Source organism: Pedobacter sp., assembly GCF_037719805.1.
Classification (GTDB): domain Bacteria; phylum Bacteroidota; class Bacteroidia; order Sphingobacteriales; family Sphingobacteriaceae; genus Pedobacter.
The window spans coordinates 680538-701298 of the sequence record NZ_JBBJLZ010000004.1; the positions used below are offsets into that span (position 1 = coordinate 680538).

The following is a 20761-nucleotide window of genomic DNA, read 5'->3' on the forward strand; positions in this document are numbered from 1 at the left end:
ATATGATCAGAAATTGTTCGCATAAATGCATTTGCCTGGATTCCTATGCTTGAAATCTGAATCTGCCTGCAATACCTAGTTGTCCTGGTTTGCTTTTCAGTATACAGATCCTGCGTAGGGGTTCGACCTTTCCAATGTGCTTGATAAATTTGAGATCAAAGAATTAGTTGACCCGGCAAAACGTGAGATTGTGGAAGGAAGTATTCGTAATGGAAATCGAACAATAGTTACCGTTGAGAAAAATGGCGATCCTGTAAAATTGGAATTGGAAGCAGTTCCTCGTTACAGCCAGATCAATCTTTACACCAAAGAAGGAAGGCCAGAAAAACGGGAGCAGTTTTTAAAACAACCTGATATGAAGCAGGAATATACACAAAGCAGGAACAAAGCGCAGGAGAAAAATAAAAGGCAAGGCCAGGGATTGGATGTTTAAGTGGTTTTAGTTTTTGATGATAGGAGGCTACCAACGGTAGCCCTTTGTGTTTTATCATTATAAATTTAGATTATAAAGTGTACCTGTTAGTTATAAAAATGTTAAATAAGATTGGCCACACTTTGAATTACTACGCAAACTTTATAGGTTTTGGTTTATCTGACCAATGAAATGTTAGTATTTCAATATCTTCCATTGTTGTTTCGAGGTCAGAATCTAATAATTCACAATATGGACTTTCTATATAATCGAGATTGGATTTGTTACAAAGTATTTTTTTTATTAGAAGCGATGGTGTTGGATATATCTGTTTATTCTGAAGAAGTTCAACCAGCCCTAAATCGTCATTTTTCACTTTAAGCATTGTGTTTGTGAAGTCTTTTGGGTCAGGCCATGATAGAATTGCATCTTCCTGCACAAGTCTTCTTTTCAGGTAAATCATCCCATCTCCACAGATAACTGACGCAAGTTTGGGTAGTTCGGTAGCTTTTCCATTCTGTTTTATAAAATTACCTTGAGTTTCTAAGAAGGTTTTGAACTTACCCCTTGATATTGGAATTGAACTGAAACTGGTAAACCAGTTTAAGAGGTCATTTACATGTCCAAGCAGTGCAAAGTTTACGCTACGATCCTCCCAGTTCCACGCAAGAGAAATAGAAAAAACTTCATTTCTTTCTAACCTAACAAGGCTTTCCATAACTTTCTTTAATCCCTTTAAGGTTAAGGCTATATTATCTTCTGATTTTTCACCGCCGTGGAATATGCACGGAATGTTGTGGTAGAAGTCTTCATGAAGTACTAAAGTCCGGTCTATGGGTAAATCAATGTCAATTCCTATTCTGTTGAATACCTTTACTAAATCAACAGTGAAATACTCGATGGACTTACGTTTGCCGTCTGTCATTGTTAAGAGATCGTAGGAATCAAAATACCTTGCTTTGGATAACTCGACTTGTTTTTCGTGATATGAAACATATAAACGGATACCTTCATCTTTGTTGATAGAATAGGGTACAAGTCTTTCAAAAGCTGAAGGCGAAACGGGTTCGTTTAACACAGATTGCACATCTGGATTTTCAAGTCCAAAATATTCATAGATCTGTGGATTTCCTTGCATGTAGTTGGTCACAAGACTTTTCCAGTTCGATAGTGGTAATTTCCCATCGATTCTGAATAGTTTAGTGTATTCGCTCCTACGGCCCATATCCGTCAACCTACTTTCTATCCTTTCCAACATTAACTCGGTGTCGTAAGCTCTAATAGCTCCATCAAAATGGTCAAATGCTTGGTTATCTTCATCCCAAATTGAATGAACGTAACGGCATCCGTAGTTATCGCCTGCAATAGGCGCTGGTTGGTTCTTTACCTCTTCCATTTCCAAGGTATAAAGTTCCCTTTTCTTATCTTTTTCCTTTTTCCAAACAAATTCTGTTCGTTCAATCTGGTAATAGAGCTTTTCAAACTCATTACTACCATATTGGGTTAGTCCTGGAGCAATTGAGGATATGTCATCGTTGTATTTTGGCCCCCACCAAAATTCGTATTCGTGCGATGGGCAAAAAGAATGACTGTAACCAATAAATTCATAGTCTATTTTTATCTTCGCTGTTACCCCTGGGATTTTGTTTTGGGCTATCAATTCATCGATAAATTCCCAATGAAAATTGTTGTGGATAGATAAGGATCTTCTAAAATAGGGATGTGCAAGAACGCATAATTCTGATTTTTTGTGCTTAAATACGCCTTGACCTAGATTTTCAAATTCGTTAAGTAAATACTCTAAATTAACTAAATGGTCCTTATCCTTCAAAATTTCTGCATCCATTTCGGGAAAAATTTTTGCTACTATATTTTTTTCGTGATATAGGACAATCCCGTTGTAGAATAATTTGCCAGTGGTACTAAAAAAATCTCCTAATGCTGTTCTAAACTTATCGGTGAATGGATTTATATGGTTATAGAGAAGATTGCCATACCAATTTTTCATTGCCTTCGTCAGCGTTTCTATATCTTTGGTCGAACTGGCAATTAGCATTTTGCCTGTCATAAGAACATGTCTGGGGTCAAAATAAAGCCCGCTGGCATAAGACCAACCAACAGGTCTATGAAAGTCATGTGAAAGATTTGATGGAACTCCGAACATAGAAGCCAACCAAACTCCGTCCTCTAATGCAGAAATAGAAAATTGTGTTCCATCCTTTGTAACCTGATCGGAACTTAGTATTGCAAAATGTATATCCATGATCTAACGTTGATTGCCAATATAAATATATTTAAGCCTTTTGTATCTTTCGCTAGAGTAGCGTTGGAAATCGTTATATCTATTTCCGTAAATTATTTCTTGTATAAAAATGGAAAGTTCATGTCTTGTCGGGAGGAAACCTCTTTTTGCTTGAAATTCCTTCTGGAAATCATTCACATAGAATTCAAGCATCTGCCTCGTCTTAAATCTAGTATAATTTGCTAATATTTCTTTCCTTTTAATTGGGTCGAAAACCTTGAACCTAAATACTTCTTCCTTGAAATTAGTAAAATAATCAATGGTCGCCTTTTCGTTCACGCCAAAGAAATCGATAAATGCTACATCGGATATCTTGTCGAATACCTGAATGATAAAGTCGTTAAACATAATAATTTGCTTGTTTCCGAGATAGGCAATTCCAACATTATTCTTTGTGTATTCAAAATCTCCACCGATGGTGTTGAGATAAGATATGTTCAGTGGAACTGATACGATTTCAGATTCTTCCACTCTTTCATCCAAAATGATTAATCTTAATCTGTTTTTCAATTCGTGCGAAATTTTATATTTCTCGTCTGCTACCGATGTCCGAAGTATCTGCAAAAGAAAAAATTTTCTAATCATCACATTGTTTTCAAAGTCAAGTTCACTTATTCCAGTCATATCATTACCCCTGAATCTTGGGAGAATTTGTTCAATGAAATCTCTTTCAATCTCCCCAAATCTATCTTCACAATTTGAACAGAATACGTAATCAACAGAAAATGCGTTTTGTTTTGCGGCCTCTATTTCTTCTTCATTGGCTTCATGACCCAATCCGTCTTTTATTGCGTTTTGAGATGTTGACCTTTGGAAAGCAAATTCAATTGAGGTTTTGTTACTGGATACATCAAACATCGCTCCCTTTTCCCTTTTGTTTAGCCCGTCCTCATTAAGACAAGTTCTAATAATTGCGTCTGTTAGATAATGCGTATTTGTCTTATTTGCGGAATTTATCGCGCAGCATTTACAAGTTGCCATAGCGTTAATATAAAAGTAATATCGAAAATTTTTCTTAACAATCAAAAAACTAAAAATGTTAGTATACTGTTAATAAACTACTGAATTTATCAGTATAGATTTGTGATTACCCCCTTTTCCAAACTTTGGGGAAAGCTCATTGTGAGAAGCTTCCAATATCGAGCTGGGCTATATGATGAAGGAAATTATTGAGCAAATTGCCGAACAGTTTGTTCCGGGTGAGGAAAACTGTGATCTAAACTAGTTGGGACGGGCATTAGGCACATTGCCGTAATGAAGTGGGCGTTCAGCAGGAGTTATTGACGGCCGAACGTTTCCAGCATTAATCACAGATATTAAATCGCCATTTTTTGTTGTTGCAGGAAAAGGTCCGTGCCCGATACATCGGCATACCGCTCCTTTAGACGTTCCCTCAGATTAAATAACCTTCTTTCCGATGAGTCCACAATTTGTGAGAATAGGCAAATCTGAACTTTTCCGATCTCTACTCCATTTTCGTTGACGATGTTCTGAATAGGTTGAACATTTTCTTTGTAACTCTCCCCAACAACGAAGGCATTTATGTAAGGACTGCCAATTAACGTTCCACAACCTACAAAATCCTCCACGTAATTTACGGCCTGGCTCCTTTCATCACGGCCGATCTTGAAGCCTCCTCTCTTGAGTTCGATGATGAGTATTTTCTTGATGGAACTCAGGCCATTTTGATGATCGTAATCGGTAGTGCCCGTGATGGAAAATGTTGATTGTCCCATTACGACAATATCAGGCCTTTTCTTATTGTTCAGAAATACTGATTTATCCAACTTCTTCCCAAATAGTTTTTGGACGGTGGTCTGGAGTTGCGAATTTGATGAGAATTCTGGAGAATCATATTCAGGGCCAAATATCCATCTTGCACTTGTAATCAATGGATGTAGCACCTGCAACTCATTTACGGTGGGATCGCCCGAAAGTTTACGGATGGCTTCGATGACTGAAATCCGCTTGTCAATTTCGTCAAGCACAGTTAACGCATCTTTGATGCTCCAGTTCTCCAAAAGCTTGTTCAGGCCAATGATATCTTCTCCGGAAAGGTGAGAAAGCTTAACAAGCAACTCATGTCCGCTACGGGTTTTTTCCAGATTGATAACGGTCTCTATTGCCAAGGCTATGGCCTCTTCTTTGGCACCAGGGTTATTTGCTGAAATATGTTCAATCGCCTCATTAAATTCGTATTTCCCAAGCGGACTCAGCTCGTAATACTCTTTCTTAAATGCAGCCTTTATGTTCTTTGTGGTTTCGCCAATGTTTTCGGCAGCAATTTTCAGGAACATTTGCTGGACAACGTCCGTTATCGCAAGGAATATCGCATCCAGCTTTCCATCCCTTTTGAAACCAGTCCAATCACCCTTGATATAATTTCCGAGGTCTGTCGTTTCCACCACGACACTGTAGCGTTTGGCTTCCTTGGACCGTCCATCCAACACCATTGTATTTCCTAAAATCCAGGACGGCTCACCGACAAGTCTGCCGCCCTGCCAGAACGCAATGCCTTGGTATAAAGTTGATTTCCTCGATTTTTTAGAATCTATCAGGTTGACTTTCATATTTACCTCGTCAACGGTAACAGGTACGGTATCAACCAGCCCCATATGGTCTTCCAAGTCAATTGTCTGTTTATTGATTGAAACAATAAATTTAGGGTCATGTAGAAATCTAGCAGAAATTTCCTGCAAAATCGTAGATATGACAGGTAGGTTTTTTTGCACAACCACCTCTAATCTTGTACCTGCCTTAACAGATTTTTTAAGGTTTTCAGATTTTGCGATGAATGGTTGATCTTCACTCTGAGTTGTCAGCATAAAAGTGGACTCAATTCCATTTTTATTTGTGATGACTTTGTACTCATTGTTAAAACACAATAGTCCATGCCTTCCAATGCCATTTCTTCCATAAGCAAACCTTTTAAGGTTAACGCCAGTTGGGAATTCTACCATTTTTCCCTGGTGCTTTAATCTATTGTAGCTTAACTTCATCCATCGGTTATAGAACTCGTCCTTGGTCAGTCCGGCCCCGTTGTCTATGATTGTCAGCAATTGGCCTCTTTCTTCGGGTATGAATATATCTACCTCAGTAGCCCCTGCATCCCAGGCGTTTGCAACCAATTCCGTTAAAGCTACTTCAGGCTGGGTCACCAGGTTGCCCAACGTACGGACAAGGAAATCCTCTTCAAATAATGAACCTTGGATAAAATCTGTTTTTGTCATAGGCCTAGTAGCGTTATTTTATATATTAAAGGTAGTCGATAAATGCAAATAATTTGGCACAAGTTTTCTACATTAATAACGTTCGAATTTATTCGATGCGTTATCAGGACTTATTCAGGATCTGATTATTTATGTCATCAAGTTCCTTATATTTCATGTCCTTGATATGGCTTGGTTTTGCATTGTTGAACTTGCGTAGCATCCACATGTATTTCATCCGTATGCCAATATCCTTTCGATCAACGCCGTACCTGATGAGGGCTCGAAGATTTTGATAATACTTTATTTCATCTCCGTCCTCGAGATAGCCTTTTATATCACTAAAATAGTCTATATAGTATGTGTTGTCAAAATCTACCTCGAAAGTTTTTTGAAAATCATATTCCTTAATTGAAAACAGGCCGTCCTGTAATTCATGTTCTTGTGCAGCAAGCTCCATCACCTCGGGATCAATTGTTATTCTTGGGTATAAGGCAGATTTGCTTTCTAGGTCATATGCCTCATTCATAGCTGGCCCCAATATCAATCCCGGGGTATGAATTAACTTTCCAATTACGATGCCCCCTCTAAGTAGTATTTTCCTTTCAATTAATTTAATCTGGATCTTTTTCAGGATTTCAAACACCGTCAAGAGTCCAAGGCTATTCACGCGTTTGACCGACAGGACTATAGAATCAGAAAAATAGGTAATCATAAATGAATAGGGAAGTTCTGAATCTTTGATGACCTTATTGAATTCATCCTGCATGAGTGATAGGCCATCAATCAATTCCTTTAGTTTATCTTGCTGGACCACATCCTCTTTAATCGTTGCATTGATCATAGTCCTAAATCCTAAGATATCGATGAACGCAATAATCCTATCTTCATAATCTGCCTTTGTGGCCTTAATGTCGTTTATCATTTATAATCATATTTAGTTTCATGATGTATCCCTATCTTCAGGCCTGGTTACACTACCTATTAGTTTTTATAGTGTCAAGCTCCCAAAACAATTTTAGGCAATTATTATTCTATTACAGACTATTCGTTTTGTTAAAAGTATATTTCTATTATTATCTACAAGTATGTGTGCACGTTTTACCCTTGCCGCTGAAGAAAAGGAACTGATTAAGCAGGGCAATTATACCATTGATGGCCCTTACGTTGCCGATCCCAATATTGCAGTGACCGATATAGGCTATTTGGTGACTTCCGAAGAACCGCCTGTTGTGCAGCGAATGTTCTGGGGATTGATAAATCTTTTGCTTCTTTTAATATCCGAAGCGAGGATGTTATGGAAACGCCAAACTTTAAGAAGCTATTGGATGCTCGGAACTTCTGTATCATTTTTGCGGATGGGTTCTATGAATCCGAAGGACGTAAAAAGGCACTATTGATAGTAGGACATAAGATCCTGAACGCTGCCTATGTAGTCATGACCGCCAGGCTGTCGTATCTGGAATATTCGGTAGAGGAGTTTGAGAAGAAACGTAACCAAAAGCGTATAGCACATTTGCAAAACGAATTAAAGGGATTGGGCGTCAGTGTCTGATCCTGATAGTGAAAGCCGAATGACTTACTGGTGGGTTAGACCCCGCATATGAAACAGGTGTTGCACAGCTAAGCACACAGGGTTGAGCTTAGAGCTCGAAGATGAAATTTTACAACTCTTGGCTGTGCTTTATTAACAAAATTTAAAACCGTTGACTTTGACTGGATATTCCGGAGATGCTGGTTCTTCGTCACTTTTGGAAAAAGTTTATTAAATAATTACACTTTTGCAATTAAGCCTGCTTTCTTTTCGAAGGCGATTCCCACTTTCTCTAAAAGACTGTCTATCTGTGCTTTTTGGTACTGTAGGCCGTATTCTGTTTTGATCCATTGCGCCAGTAGCGGTCCGGTCCATTTTTCTGATTGAAAGCCATATTTCGCCGGAGCTTCTTTTAGCACCAGTACTTTAACTCTGTCTAACTGCATATGCGATAGTGCACTACGTCTGCCACGGCCCTTTCTATCTTTTAGGCCTTCAACACCCTCTTGCTCAAATCTATGCACCCAACTTTGTTATTTCCGGAAGTCTTCCAGATTACCACTCAAATGTTCGAACCGGGGATCTTTATAAGCCGGATTACCCGCATGGAACCGGCTTTCCAATACAGGGTCTTCAAGGGCTAAAAGTTCTGCAATAACCAACTTACCGGTAGCAAGTTTGATTAAATAAGACTTAACGGTATTCCTGCTGATCCCCAAAGTACGGGCCATACTTTTGATGGAATCGCCTTGCTTGTGTAAGCGTAATAGTTGTTTGATCTGACTCATTGCTTTTGCTTTTCCAGCCATCAGCATTCCGTTTAGTGAAGAAATATTCACCTAATAAACCAAAACCAAATTAAAGAGGGGGGTCAGCATGCTCCGGCACACCATCGATTCCGCTCAATCAAGAGGGGTCAACATGCTCCGGTACACACCGTTTCTTAATATTAGGGGGGTCAGTATCCGCCGGAATGTCAGAGTTTGCTTAATAAAGCACCCTGTATAATGCCTAGTTTTTAAACGATATGGTGGGGTCAGTATGCTCCGGAATATCCATTGACTAGTCAGCACAAATTATTTATAGATGAAAAGTTATAAGGACACCGAGACAAAATTCAAGTCAGTTATGACGGGTAGCGCATTGGGGAAGGCGCAAGCTACCTTTGATTATGTAAGGAATTTTCAAAATTTGGCGTGAATGCATTGAATTAATTGTAATTCATAAATTGGTACGAGCCAACTGATGTTGTAAAAAACATTGGGCGGCCCTCGCGGGCAATAAGATGGCATATTTGCTAGTGAAGTGTTATAATTGCTTTAACAGACATCACCTAAATAAATTTTAGGGTAAAAACACAACTTTCAGATGAACATATTTTTAATCACTCCACAACACTCTTGGTTACTTCAATAAGGCCTACCTTTACTCTGGTTCTGATGCAATACTAAAGCTCTCATCTTCAGTTGGGTGTGGGTATAGTTTTACAGGGCTAACATCATTTGTGTCAGCATCATAATTTAATTTAGGTAAATTGTTTACAATTTCAACAGTTTGGACACTAACGTTAATTATGCTCAACAATAAATCTAAAATATATCGTGGATTGCCAACTTCCTCTGCCCAATCATTAGGATTATTTACAATACCACTTTCTTTATGAGTGGTAACTTGGTAGCGTTCCATTATCCATTCTATTGCACTCTTACCATTTATCACATACTTATAAGCTTGTGATGGTATATTGGTAATCATAATTCTACTATTATAAATTATGGTGTCTTTCTGGTCTTTCTTTGGAAATCGAAGCTTCTCAACTGTATAAGATGTACCATCATCTCCAATAACTTTAACATCTGCTAAAGACGCAACTGTTTCATAGTTCAAATGCAAATCTGCTAACGTTCTACCTGCTTTACTAAACTTCCAAAAGTCTCTTACGTCTTCTGCGAGAGGTAAACGTGGTAGCATTTTCTTTAAATCATTGGCAAATGTCTCTTTGTATTCCTTACTATGTAATAAACCATATACGTAATAAAAAATATCTTCTTTAACTACATTTTTACCATATTGTTTTTTGCTTCTTTCTAAGATAAAATCACTTATTGCATCTCTGCGAATGTAATCTTCATGGTTACTATCATCAAATAACCCCTTTTGTTTGCTCGTGTTTTCTTCATAATAATAAAGTGGGAAACATTGATTATTCATCTGAACTTGCAGGTCAGGCATAACATCTGATATAATACAAGAAAACTCTTTACTAGAACCTAATCCAGTAATGCTTATGGTGAAATTTTTACATGAATTACTAGGAAATAGTTCTTTGAATTGACCTCTTCTATGTAACATTTTATCTCCAAAATACAAGATTTGTTTATAATATGGACGATATAGAGATATTGTAGTTTTTAAAGGTTCAAACAAAGCATAATTAAATCTTTCTAAGTTTGGCAATAAGCTACTTGACCAACTAATCTTCTTAATCTGTTTCTATGAAGTTTTCGACCTTCAAATCGCTAAATTTTGATTTTGCTTCAATGAAATCTGTAACTTGGGTATTATAGAATTCAATCATATTTTTCGTCGAATCTAAGACAACTTTTCTTGACGAATTATAAACCCATGAATCTCGATTAGAATTAATACCCAGTGAGTTAACTATAAATATAGATTTCGTTAGTAAATCAAATTTCTTTCTGGGTTCTAAGGGGTGGTAATTTTCAAAAGTGTTATTGCGTATGCTTAACCAATCTCCATACTCATTAGGCTCTAATACTTTTAATGGCAATTTGTCATTTCCGAAAGTTTTAAACTTGCTAACTATTTTAAGCTTTTCTTTCGTGTCTAAATAATCGCCGATGTCGTGGTAAAGTATTGTTGCTTTTTCTGTTTTTACATCAGGATTTTTAACCAATAATGTAATGGCTATTGGGGTACGGGAACCGCTACCAAAAATTTTTCCACCTTCTTTGCGGCTCAGTTCGCCACTGGTGCGTTGGTTGCCTCTTAAATTAAAAACATAAATGGCTGTAAATTCTTTTTCTAAAGATTTACGGAAGCCATCCATTCCATTTGTTTCTAGCCATGCACCATTTGAAACAAAGCAAATTATTCCTCCTGTTTTATCTAGCCTATCGGTACTCCATCTAAACGATTTTATATATGGGTCGTATAGAGATTTTATTGATGTAGCCCTACTACCTTTAGCATACGTATTTAAAATTCGACTATCTAATGTAGGATATGATTGATTTTGAGCATTATCATTAGCTGATTTTTGTCCAATTGAGTATGGAGGGTTACCCATTATAATACGTAATGGTGATTTTTGCTGGCGCTGCACTCTTTTACTGTTCTGAGGGAACATCTCAGAAAATAGTTTCTCTGCATCCTTACTTTCGGCTAATTGGAATGTGTCAGTTAAACAAATTCCTTCAAATGTCTCGTAAGCTGCATCTTTGCCTATTAAATCATGATAGGCATTTTCTATATTAACCGCAGCAATATAATAGGCTAATAATACTATTTCATTACAATGAATTTCATCTGTGTATTTACGTAATAAATCTTCCTTATTTATTAAACCACTTTGTAATAAACGAGTAATAAATGTACCTGTACCGGTAAATGGGTCTAATATGTGTACATTTTCGTCAGATATAGTTCTTCCAAACTCTTTAATTAAGATGTCGTTTACTGAATGGATAATAAAATCTACAACTTCGATGGGTGTATAAACAATACCCAATTTCTCAACCATTTTAGGGAAAGCGGTTTTAAAGAATTTATCATATAAGTCAACAATGATTCTTTGCTTGCCTTCTGCATTATCAATTCCAGATGCTTTTCTTTTAACACTTTCATAGAATTTTTGTAGAGTTTCTGTTTCCTTCTCAAAACTACCATCCTCCAATAAATCAAGCATCTTTTGCATTGACTGGCTCATAGGGTTATTCTTAACAAAAGAATAATTCTCAAAAAGGGCATCAAATACTGGTTTCGTAATGATGTGCTGAGAAAGCATTTCAATGGCTTCATTTTGTGTAATAGAAGGATTGATGTTCTTATGTAACCCTTTTAAAAATTCATCAAAAGCTTTTTGGTGTTTTGCATCTTCAGCAATTAATTTTGTTATCCTTAAAATTTGCCTTGTTGCAATATCAGCAACAGATTTTGCCCATTGTTCCCAATATCCTCTTTCGCCAACTTTTTGAACCATTTTAGCAAAAACGACATTCTGTAATTGTTCAAATTGAAGAGAGATCTGGTCGGTTATATTTTTAGATGATGCACCATTATCATTGTCTGTCTGGTAAATCGGATTTCCATCCTTATCAAATGAAATTTCTGGTCTACCAACTAGAATTTGTTCTGGTCTATTTCTGTTTAACTCTATCTTATTCACTGTAGCATTGAATCTGTCATCATGCGCCCTAAGTGCATTCAACACTGTCCAAACTACTTTATATCTTTCGTTGTCATCCAAAGCTTTATCACCATCAACATCAGATGGTACAACGATAGGGATGATAATATAACCATATTTTTTTCCTGGGGATTTACGCATTACTCTACCAACTGATTGAACCACGTCAACTTGTGAGTTACGAGCTGATAGGAATAAAACAGCATCTAAAGATGGTACATCTACTCCTTCACTCAAACATCTAACATTTGTTAAAACCCTACACTCTCGTTCATTAGGTTCATCTTTTAGCCAAGACAGTAATTCGTTTCTGTCAGTTGCATTCATCGTACCATCAATGTGTTTTGATGCCACCATTTGCATTGTATCTCGTTTTTCAACAGGAAGTTCGGATATATATCCTTCAGAACCAACATTGAATGTATTTGTGATTTTTTGAGATGCCTTAATGCTTTGACAAAAAGCCACAGCTCTTCGCATTGGCTCTGGGTCAGTATCTTTTATAATGCCTAAGTCGCCCAAGATTTGTTTTGATAATGCATTAATACAGCCGATCAATTTTGAGGCATCATCTGTATTGATTTCACTCTCCTTGTCCATTATCATTTTCTGGACTGCGGGTGGTACATCATTTTCATTAAGCGTAAGAATGAGAACTTTGTAATCGGTTAACAAATCTTTCTCTACAGCTTCTCCAAAACCTATCCTATACATTTCTTCACCATATAAATTTACATCATCCATCGAACACAAATAAGCTTCTGCTTGTGCAGCCTTGCTCTTTGTGTCATCATTATACAGACGTGGCGTCGCTGTCATATAAAGGCGTTTCTTAGCCTTTATGAAATCATTATTATGAACTTTAGTAAACGAGCTTTCATCGCCAGCTAAAGAGACACCAGTTGTACGATGGGCTTCATCACAGATGATTAAATCAAACTGAGAATATTTTGGGTTTTCTTTTTCTAATGCTTTTTGTGCCTTTGCAATAACCTCAATTGATTGGTAAGTTGAAAAAACAACAGTTAAACCATCGTTTGATTTAGTTTCTAAACCCTTAAATTGATGTAAAATGCTTTCGACATTTGTCGATGCCGGAAATGCTAAATCAACTACCGAAGAGGTATCTATATCCTCTAATTGCTTTCTGTTTTTAGTAATTTCAGGGTCGCTACAAATGCAAATTGCGTTGATTGGTTCTAACGCATCAGCGTACCACTCATTCAAAGTTTGTCCCAATAATGCAATCGAGGGAACTAAAAATAATATTAAACCTTTGCCTTTTGTTTCATTTTCTGCGATACGAAGTGAGTTAAATGTTTTGCCTGTACCACATGCCATAATGAGTTTACCTCTATCATTAGTTTTAAAGTGTTCATTAGTCTTTGTAAGTGCTTCTGTCTGATGTGTTCTTAAAGTTTTTTTATGAGTTCTTGCAACTTCACCAGTAATACCATCATCCAATTTCCCCCAATCTAAAGGGGCTTCAATAAGATTAAAAAGGTTAATTCGAGAAACAGGGGGATTTTGATTTTTAATTGCATCCTGCGCATTTACTCCCCACTTGTTTGTAGTAGAAATCCAAAGTCTATGAGTAAAGGAATACGTTTTCAAATCTTCTCCTTTGAAATGCCTGCTTGACGTAGATAGAAAACTATCTACAGATGGCTTATCAATTATAGAACTTTCTTGATAGCATTTACATTGTATAGCCCAATAATCACCTTCATTATTTAATGCCACTAAATCAATTCCAGTATCATTTCCACCTAAATCTTTTCTTCCAGGAAATTCTTCCCAAAGCCATATTTTTTTAAATTTGTTGCTATATTTTGGGTCTGTAAGAAGATATGCCTTCATTAAGCGCTCAAATCTTTCTCCTTTGTCTTTTTGAGAAAATGATATTTTGCGGTACTTATCTAAAATGAGGCGAAAAGAATTTGACATTGAGTGAGAATTTTTGGTTGTGCACGCAATATAAATATATTAGGCAATTAAGAAGGCTTAGTGTGTCAAGAATTAGATAACTTACTCTAATTGCAACTTATAAAAAATTATCATTAAGTTTTAGCAATATGCCCAACAGTTAATATAAAAATGTGCAAAATTCTATGTTAAAAAAGATGTTGGATAATTTAAGTAATTTGCGGTAATCAAATATTAACAGGTAAGTCAAAACGTTCGCCCAATGATCTCAATTACAAATTTTAAAGCTGGGTTTGGGGATACATATTTAATAGAGATTTTTCCTAACACGGATAAACCTGTTAGGATCTTGATAGATTGTGGCTTCGAATTTATGAACAATGCAATTCCTGCTTTAACTGAAATTGGAGAAACGGGTGGAAAAATTGACAGATTTATAATTACGCATTATGATTCAGACCATATTGCATCCGCTTCTAACTTTATCAAGGCAAACGGTGAATCAACACATACAACGATTATACCAATTGATCAAATCTGGTTAAATACCTTCAGGCATTTGCAGTTTTCGAAGCGATTGGAAATTGAATTAACCACTACTGAATTTAAGATTTTGTCTGCTTTTATCTCGGATTTTGGAAGCAAAGTTTCTAAGAATATTCCAGATAAGGCAATTGGTGCAAAGCAAGCGATGCTTCTTGGCCAGGAAATACTAAAAATGGGTTATAACTGGAACACTGATTTTCAAAAGAGGTCAGCCTGCATCGAATTCAATCCTGACGTGGTCATATCAGAAAATGTTTATCTTCATTTGCTTTCCCCAAATCTTAAAAATCTTGCTGCGCTTGAAAAGAAATTTGTTCAGGAATTACAGAAGATGAATATCGGTGTTAAGGACGATTCGGTTTTGGATGACGCTTTTGAATTATATAACCGCTGGCTGGAGCAACAAGAAGTTGAAGAAAAATCAATTTCTGGAACTGTACAAAACATTACCAAACAAAAGATAATAGACTTAACCACTAATTATGTCTATGAAAAGGACAAAGCTCCTGGTAACGGAAGCTCTATAGCTTTTATTATTCGGACTCCAGAAAAACAATTACTTTTTCTTGCCGATGCCCATTCGGAAGATATTATAGAACAACTTACACTCAGGTATAAAAATAGTACTCAATATCCCATTCTATTTGACGCAGTTAAGGTGGCTCATCATGGAAGTTTCAAAAATAACAAGCCAGATTTATTCCAGATGGTTGATAGCGAAAAATTTTTATTTTCAACAAATGGCAAACATGCTAAACATGTACATCCTGATGTGGAAACAGTTATACACATCATTAACAGACCTTTACCTAAAGGAATGAAGTTAAGAACACTTTATTTCAATCACGACCTTGATCATTTAAAGTTTCTCAAGGAGGAAGGATTGCAAAAAGAATTCAAATTCACTGTTTGTTACGATTTACATTTTTCAGTATGACACCAGAAGAATTTTTGAAAGCTTCTACTTGTAGAATTGAATGTGATGGGGTTAAAGGCAGTGGATTTTTCATTTCGCCTAAAACAATTTTAACTTGCTATCATGTGGTGGTAAATGTAGATGACCAGAATCCAATTGAGCTATTTGATTATTTGTCCAACCCTATTGCAGTTGAACTGATTAAACAGGATATTGATTGTGATATTGCAATTCTAAACATAGTTAACGGATATAAATCGGAGTGCTTTTTACAGTTGTGTGAATCTGAAATCGTTCCCGATGTTTCTTGGATTTCATTTGGATATCCAACTACGCAGAATGGTAGACTTGTAGGTGAACCATTAAGTGGTACTATAAGAGATTTTATTGTTGATAGCTCGTTAACAATACATGACTCAATAACTAGTGTATCAAGTGTAAATGCGTTAACGGCCCATTATGATGGTTTTTCGGGTTCTCCATTGGTCGATCAAAACAATAATGTGATTTCCATTTTACGTTATCAGGCTCCAAATTATCTGAATTCAGTTAGTATTAAAAAGGCTTCTGCATTCCTAAAAAACCATTTTATTAACATCAAACCAGACGAACTCTGCAGTTTTTCGGAATATTTACCTTTTGTATTTGACGGTTTTGAATCGGACCCAAAACTGATGTGCAATAAGTTTGCAGCCGAAGTCAGCTCAACCAGTTCACCTAATGTTATAATAAATTCGTTACTTGGAAGCGTTTTTTTTCCAAACCGTGCCCAAACATCTAAAGAATTAATTGCGGAGTTAAAAAGGAATAAAGAACAAAGCAATGCAATTTGGATAGGTTGGCTTGAATTTCTTTCACATGTATCCTTACTTAAGGGTGAACATAGCAATGCAAATGAAATAACAATCACGCTATCGTCCACAAGTATGTTTAAAATGTTGAGGATCAACGTTGGGGGTACAAAAGCCGTAAAACTAAAACTTAGGTTCTTATGGACAGATTCAGAAACCTATCTTGAAGTCGCAAAGCAATACATACATAAAGAGCATAATACGGAGATTGAAAACAACACCTGCCATATCTTTAATTCAAAAAAGGCAAATTTTGGAGGCATTCCTTTAACGGCAAATTTTAAGAAAAACATTATTCAAAATATCAGTAGCCCAAACGATTCTGGATTTAGAATAAGGGGTACTGTTGATTTCGGTATTTTAAGTTTACAACACTTAAATAATGAAGTAAAAAAATGTGTTTCAATTACCTTAGCAACCGAAAACTTAGAAAAATTATTTAGAGATGCAATCCAAGAAAGCTGAATTGACTAAAAAGGAGTTCCTTATTGATGAAGGCGCTTTAAGCAACATTAATATCTTATGTTGGGAAAAAAAGGAACAAGAATTTAGCATCCATATATTTTCCTCTGTATATCAAAATGCTAATGAACTTGCTTCTAACTACGAAGATGTTAGAGATTATATCGCGGTTTATTTTCAGAGCCAAGCCCTAAAACTGGATATTGAAAGATGGAATATTTATGAATTCCTTTTTGTAAAGGAAAAATTGACAGATGAACTAAAGCAACAGATTGAACAAGACAAGTTTTCTACTAGGAAGATTGTAGTTGAATTTTTAAATGGAGAAATTGATGAAGAAAGAATTAAAACTTGCATAATAGACGAGCTATTTACTTTTGAGATAGTAAAAAGGCAGATTGAACAGGAAGGGATTATTGACTGTTTAAGTAAAGAACATAAAGATGTTGTTGATTTGATAAGCTCAAATGCTGGTCATTCAAATGAAGATATTCTCACATCACTTTTAAATAAATTTGGACATGCCGAAAATTAAGGAAATTATAATTACTGATTTTAGGGCATATTTGGGCCAAAGTACATTCTCTTTCGAAGGCAAACTTGGATTGGCAAATCTTGTCGTCATCTATGGACCAAATGGTTTTGGGAAGACCTCTTTTTTTGATGCCGTAGAATGGACTTTTTCAAATCAGATAAAGAGATTTCAGGCTGGAGTGTTGAAAAGTGAAATTGAAAGTAAAGATTATTCGAACAATAACCTTATAGTACTCTCCAATCGAAATGCTACGACACCTGGCAAAATTAAAATTTCCACGGATGATGAAAAATTCATTGAAAGAGTTGTTTCGCCTCGCAAAGTCCAAAATGAGGAAGTTAAATTTGATTACCGTCAAGGTGTTTTGTCGGGTGATTTTACGGAAGAAGAACTATTTATGTTATCGGAGACTAATGTCCTAACACAGGATCAAATTGATTCTTTTTTAAGATTTATGTCTCCTGAGCAAAAATTTGATGCACTAAAAGAGTTTTGGCCTCAGGGTGCTGACGCTGCAAGTGTCTTTAAAACGCTTACCCAGTATCAAAGGATTGTGAGTAATTCAATATCAGCGACAGCAAAAGATATCGATCAAGTTGAGGGTTCAGTTGCTAAACTTCTTAACTCTGAACATAATTACTTAAAGATAAATGCGACAATTGACCTGCTTAACGAATCAGAGTTTTACGACCTACATTATCCTAAAATAAACACTGATATCAACGAAGATGTATATTCAAGCATTATAGATATCAATGAAACCTATAAAAGATTGGTTGCAAATGTAATAGAAGAGCAACAGTCATATTCGGTAAAACTTTCCGATCTGGCGAAGATTTACAGTGAATATGTTGTTAGTGTTCGGCTTGCCACGGAAAATAGAAATGAACTTAACCGAATAGCAGAAATCGAAGAAGACTTTGCGAAAATTAAAATTCATCAAACGTCAGTTAGTAATATAGATCAGGCAATTGTCAGTAATGATATTAAGATAAAAGATGCGGAGACACTATTAAATGGATGGTCAGATTTTTTGGATGAAATTTATGAGATTGCATACTTAAAGGCCGAAATTACCTTTGCTCTTCAAAATAATCAAAATCTGATTAGCAGGAAAAATCTTTTTGAAGAGTCTCTAAGCAATTTAAAATATTCGAAGACTTCATTAGAAGAAGCCCTTGCAAAAGAGACTAAATTAAACAGTTTAATCGATTTTAATAAAGGTCAGGTTTCTAAATTCCAACAAGATACAAGGGATGGTAGCACTGTATTAGAGTTTATTGATCTTATTATCGCAGAAGTCGAATCAAAAATAGAACTGTTGCTGTTTCAAAGATCTGAACTTCATTCTATATCCGATTTTTACGAACGGGACAAACTTGGAACTGAGTTCGACAATTTATTAAATGAGTTGAATCAAACCAACGAAAATATAAAATATTTTGAAAGTCAGGTCACCACCTTAAGAGTTGATCGTAAGCAAAAGGAAACCTTTAGCGAAGGGCTGAATAGAATTATTCAATGGGGTATTACTCATGTTAAGGAACATTCTCTTACGGAATGTCCGATGTGTAATACTGATTTTAATGAAGTTGATTTACTTTTAAGAAGCATTCAGGCGGAAAAGGCTGACGTCATAAAGATTTCAGATTCTGACAATGCGATTGACGAAAAATTACTGATAACTACATATCTCAAGGAGGATTGTACCAGGTTAGAAGCACAAATGGCAGAAATTATATCTGTTCAGCTTGCTTTACTATCGTCAGAGATCATAGAATGCCAACTTAATAAGGACTTGTTATATAATAGAAGAGCTGATATATCCAATAAAATTGAATACGCTGAAAAAAATGTTGAGGATATTTTTGAAGTTTTTATTGAACAATACCCCAGCTTAGATGGTGCTGTTAATTTTGAGGATGTGCGAGAATTGAGCACGAATAAAATTGCAAATTTTAACTCAAATATCGCAAGATTGAGTACGGTTATTGACTGGAAGGAGCAAAACATTCGTGAATCTGAAAGCCAATTACTCATTGGTAGATATAATCACGAAACCAATCAAAATAAGATTCAACTCATCACAGGAAGGGAAACTTATAGATTAATAGAAGGACTGTTAATCAAGTATCAGTTAAGGGCAGATTCTGTTAGTTTTGAATATTTTACTCAGGGCATTGATTCTTTAATTATGGCCAATGAATTAGCTAATAATAGTAAAACTGAAATAATGAGCCTCATCACAGAATTAAAGTCAAAAGTTCCAAGCGAAAATGGGCTTATTGATGAAGTTGAGCTCAAGTTAGCTGTCTCAAAATTGAAGACTGATCTAGAAACACACGATGCGGCAGTAAAGAAGTTTGAAACAGAGTATCAGATTGTCTTAAATCAAAATGACTATAAAAATGAGACTTTAGAAGTTCGTCAGTTGAATTCAACTGTAAAACTAAACGGCCTCACTGCTTTAAAAACTTCTCTTGAGGGCTTTAACATTGACTTGGAAGTTATAAAAGAAAACGTGGAGAAAAATAAATTGAGCAATCAATTGATCGAGCAAAAAGATAAGCTGGTTCAATTAGGACGTGTAAAACAAAAAATTGATAAAGCAAAATCTGCCTGTGGAAATTATATTAATGGTGGTATCGATACTTATTTCAACAAGCATGTCATCAATAAGATATACGGGAAAATAGAACCCCATCCAAATCTTAAAGAAATAGATATTAGGTCAGAAATAACTGACGATGATAAAGCGCCAAAACTATTAATAAGAGCAAAAAATGAAATTGATGAATTGAATCCCACATTGTATTTAAGTACTGGACAAGTTAATGTTCTTTCACTGAGTATTTTTTTAGCAAAAGCATTCGAATTAGGCAGCGATAAAATCAATACAATATTTATGGATGATCCTGTTCAGAATTTGAGTGATATAAATGTGTTATCCTTTATAGACTTACTTAGAACACTTATTTTGGATCAAGATAAACAAGTGGTTATTTCGACACATGACGAGAAGTTTTTTAAATTACTACAGAATAAACTGTCCGAAGACTATTTTAAAGCAAGGTATATCGAACTGGTTGCATTCGGAAAGTTAAAGAACGCTGAGGAGATAAATTAGGCTTTGTGGCGGAATCGTGGCGTACTGTGCAGCGGAATAACCACAGGCCCCAAAGGCTTTGAACAGACTGATGGTAAAACCTTTGAGATTTATGCTCACAATTATCTTTATTAAAAATGCAATGATTTGGATGAAATCATAAATTAATCCAAAGGATCTTCATCAATCTTTGAAATTCTGGTCAAATCTTCAAGCAAATTTCTAGAAAAGTACACAGTCTCGGGAGCAACCCTAAATCCGGCATGACTATAGTATTTCGACCCAAAACTGGGCTCGAATCAAAGTATTAACAGGCCAACTGATTCAATCATTAAAAAAATGATTGAATCTCCTTGAACTATCAAACTATACATTTTCTGCTATCAATTAAGGATAACTGAACATCATCTTTGAATCCCAATATTTTTTACCGATATATCTCAAACTATGGTTGAGGGTGATGAGTTGATACTTATTAAAAATTTAAGACAATTCGAAATGACCTTCAGATGGTGTTGAATATAGGAGTCAAA

Annotated in this window: 15 protein-coding genes; 7 read left to right on the forward strand and 8 right to left on the reverse strand. The window is 35.7% G+C overall.

Features of this window, described 5'->3' with window-relative positions; all coding sequences use genetic code 11:
• Positions 1-136: 136 nt before the first annotated feature.
• Positions 137-433 carry a hypothetical protein gene (locus WKF66_RS16210; RefSeq protein ID WP_489675523.1) on the forward strand — a complete coding sequence of 99 codons (297 nt, stop codon included), beginning with the start codon at positions 137-139 and terminating at the stop codon, positions 431-433.
• A gap of 130 nt (positions 434-563) precedes the next feature.
• On the opposite strand, the gene WKF66_RS16215 is transcribed toward WKF66_RS16210, so the two are convergent.
• From WKF66_RS16215 to WKF66_RS16230, 4 genes are all read right to left on the reverse strand, one after another.
• Positions 564-2675, reverse strand: a complete 2112-nt coding sequence (locus WKF66_RS16215; protein WP_489675524.1) for a hypothetical protein — start codon at positions 2673-2675, stop codon at positions 564-566.
• A gap of 3 nt (positions 2676-2678) precedes the next feature.
• Positions 2679-3572 (reverse strand): hypothetical protein, encoded by an 894-nt coding sequence (locus tag WKF66_RS16220; RefSeq protein ID WP_489675525.1) that lies wholly within the window; start codon positions 3570-3572, stop codon positions 2679-2681.
• A 458-nt stretch (positions 3573-4030) separates the two neighbouring features.
• On the reverse strand, positions 4031-5944 hold the full coding sequence (locus WKF66_RS16225; RefSeq protein WP_489675526.1) for an ATP-binding protein: 1914 nt from the start codon (positions 5942-5944) through the stop codon (positions 4031-4033).
• A gap of 103 nt (positions 5945-6047) precedes the next feature.
• Entirely contained in the window at positions 6048-6848 is an 801-nt protein-coding gene (locus WKF66_RS16230) for a hypothetical protein (RefSeq protein ID WP_489675527.1), read from the reverse strand.
• Positions 6849-7011: 163 nt separating this feature from the next.
• Between WKF66_RS16230 and WKF66_RS16235 the strand changes: the two genes are divergently transcribed.
• Positions 7012-7323 carry a hypothetical protein gene (locus tag WKF66_RS16235; protein ID WP_489675566.1) on the forward strand — a complete coding sequence of 104 codons (312 nt, stop codon included), beginning with the start codon at positions 7012-7014 and terminating at the stop codon, positions 7321-7323.
• Complete coding sequence (locus WKF66_RS16240) at positions 7221-7478, forward strand: hypothetical protein (RefSeq protein WP_489675528.1); 258 nt, start codon at positions 7221-7223, stop codon at positions 7476-7478. The genes WKF66_RS16235 and WKF66_RS16240 overlap by 103 nt, the downstream gene beginning before the upstream one ends.
• 218 nt (positions 7479-7696) lie before the next feature.
• Here WKF66_RS16240 and WKF66_RS16245 read toward each other — a convergent pair whose 3' ends face one another.
• The 4 genes from WKF66_RS16245 to WKF66_RS16260 all read right to left on the reverse strand — a co-directional run bounded on the left by WKF66_RS16245 (position 7697) and on the right by WKF66_RS16260 (position 13833).
• Positions 7697-7981 carry a helix-turn-helix domain-containing protein gene (locus WKF66_RS16245; protein ID WP_489675529.1) on the reverse strand — a complete coding sequence of 95 codons (285 nt, stop codon included), beginning with the start codon at positions 7979-7981 and terminating at the stop codon, positions 7697-7699.
• A 9-nt stretch (positions 7982-7990) separates the two neighbouring features.
• Positions 7991-8266 (reverse strand): helix-turn-helix domain-containing protein, encoded by a 276-nt coding sequence (locus WKF66_RS16250; RefSeq protein WP_489675530.1) that lies wholly within the window; start codon positions 8264-8266, stop codon positions 7991-7993.
• Between the two features lie 616 nt (positions 8267-8882).
• The gene (locus WKF66_RS16255; RefSeq protein WP_489675565.1) at positions 8883-9944 is read right to left on the reverse strand and encodes a type ISP restriction/modification enzyme; all 1062 of its coding nucleotides are present in this window, start codon (positions 9942-9944) and stop codon (positions 8883-8885) included.
• Complete coding sequence (locus WKF66_RS16260) at positions 9940-13833, reverse strand: restriction endonuclease (RefSeq protein WP_489675531.1); 3894 nt, start codon at positions 13831-13833, stop codon at positions 9940-9942. The genes WKF66_RS16255 and WKF66_RS16260 overlap by 5 nt, the downstream gene beginning before the upstream one ends.
• A 241-nt stretch (positions 13834-14074) precedes the next feature.
• On the opposite strand from WKF66_RS16260, the gene WKF66_RS16265 reads away from it, so the two are divergent.
• Genes WKF66_RS16265 through WKF66_RS16280 form a run of 4 tightly spaced genes read left to right on the forward strand, consistent with a single transcriptional unit; the run spans position 14075 to position 20249 of the window.
• Positions 14075-15295 carry an MBL fold metallo-hydrolase gene (locus WKF66_RS16265; protein WP_489675532.1) on the forward strand — a complete coding sequence of 407 codons (1221 nt, stop codon included), beginning with the start codon at positions 14075-14077 and terminating at the stop codon, positions 15293-15295.
• Positions 15292-16590 carry an ABC-three component system protein gene (locus tag WKF66_RS16270; RefSeq protein ID WP_489675533.1) on the forward strand — a complete coding sequence of 433 codons (1299 nt, stop codon included), beginning with the start codon at positions 15292-15294 and terminating at the stop codon, positions 16588-16590. The genes WKF66_RS16265 and WKF66_RS16270 overlap by 4 nt, the downstream gene beginning before the upstream one ends.
• On the forward strand, positions 16571-17122 hold the full coding sequence (locus tag WKF66_RS16275; RefSeq protein WP_489675534.1) for an ABC-three component system middle component 1: 552 nt from the start codon (positions 16571-16573) through the stop codon (positions 17120-17122). Before WKF66_RS16270 ends, WKF66_RS16275 begins: the two co-directional genes overlap by 20 nt.
• The gene (locus WKF66_RS16280; protein WP_489675535.1) at positions 17109-20249 is read left to right on the forward strand and encodes an AAA family ATPase; all 3141 of its coding nucleotides are present in this window, start codon (positions 17109-17111) and stop codon (positions 20247-20249) included. The genes WKF66_RS16275 and WKF66_RS16280 overlap by 14 nt, the downstream gene beginning before the upstream one ends.
• The last annotated feature ends 512 nt before the right edge of the window (positions 20250-20761 follow it).

What these genes read in the sequence shown, in the direction of transcription:
- WKF66_RS16215 (WP_489675524.1), bottom strand. Translation starts at nt 2,675, where the DNA reads ATGGATATACATTTTGCAATACTAAGTTCCGATCAGGTTACAAAGGAT.
- WKF66_RS16280 (WP_489675535.1), top strand. Translation starts at nt 17,109, where the DNA reads ATGCCGAAAATTAAGGAAATTATAATTACTGATTTTAGGGCATATTTG.
- WKF66_RS16275 (WP_489675534.1), top strand. Translation starts at nt 16,571, where the DNA reads ATGCAATCCAAGAAAGCTGAATTGACTAAAAAGGAGTTCCTTATTGAT.
- WKF66_RS16240 (WP_489675528.1), top strand. Translation starts at nt 7,221, where the DNA reads ATGGAAACGCCAAACTTTAAGAAGCTATTGGATGCTCGGAACTTCTGT.
- WKF66_RS16250 (WP_489675530.1), bottom strand. Translation starts at nt 8,266, where the DNA reads ATGGCTGGAAAAGCAAAAGCAATGAGTCAGATCAAACAACTATTACGC.
- WKF66_RS16270 (WP_489675533.1), top strand. Translation starts at nt 15,292, where the DNA reads ATGACACCAGAAGAATTTTTGAAAGCTTCTACTTGTAGAATTGAATGT.
- WKF66_RS16260 (WP_489675531.1), bottom strand. Translation starts at nt 13,833, where the DNA reads ATGTCAAATTCTTTTCGCCTCATTTTAGATAAGTACCGCAAAATATCA.
- WKF66_RS16265 (WP_489675532.1), top strand. Translation starts at nt 14,075, where the DNA reads ATGATCTCAATTACAAATTTTAAAGCTGGGTTTGGGGATACATATTTA.
- WKF66_RS16225 (WP_489675526.1), bottom strand. Translation starts at nt 5,944, where the DNA reads ATGACAAAAACAGATTTTATCCAAGGTTCATTATTTGAAGAGGATTTC.
- WKF66_RS16230 (WP_489675527.1), bottom strand. Translation starts at nt 6,848, where the DNA reads ATGATAAACGACATTAAGGCCACAAAGGCAGATTATGAAGATAGGATT.
- WKF66_RS16220 (WP_489675525.1), bottom strand. Translation starts at nt 3,572, where the DNA reads ATGTTTGATGTATCCAGTAACAAAACCTCAATTGAATTTGCTTTCCAA.
- WKF66_RS16235 (WP_489675566.1), top strand. Translation starts at nt 7,012, where the DNA reads ATGTGTGCACGTTTTACCCTTGCCGCTGAAGAAAAGGAACTGATTAAG.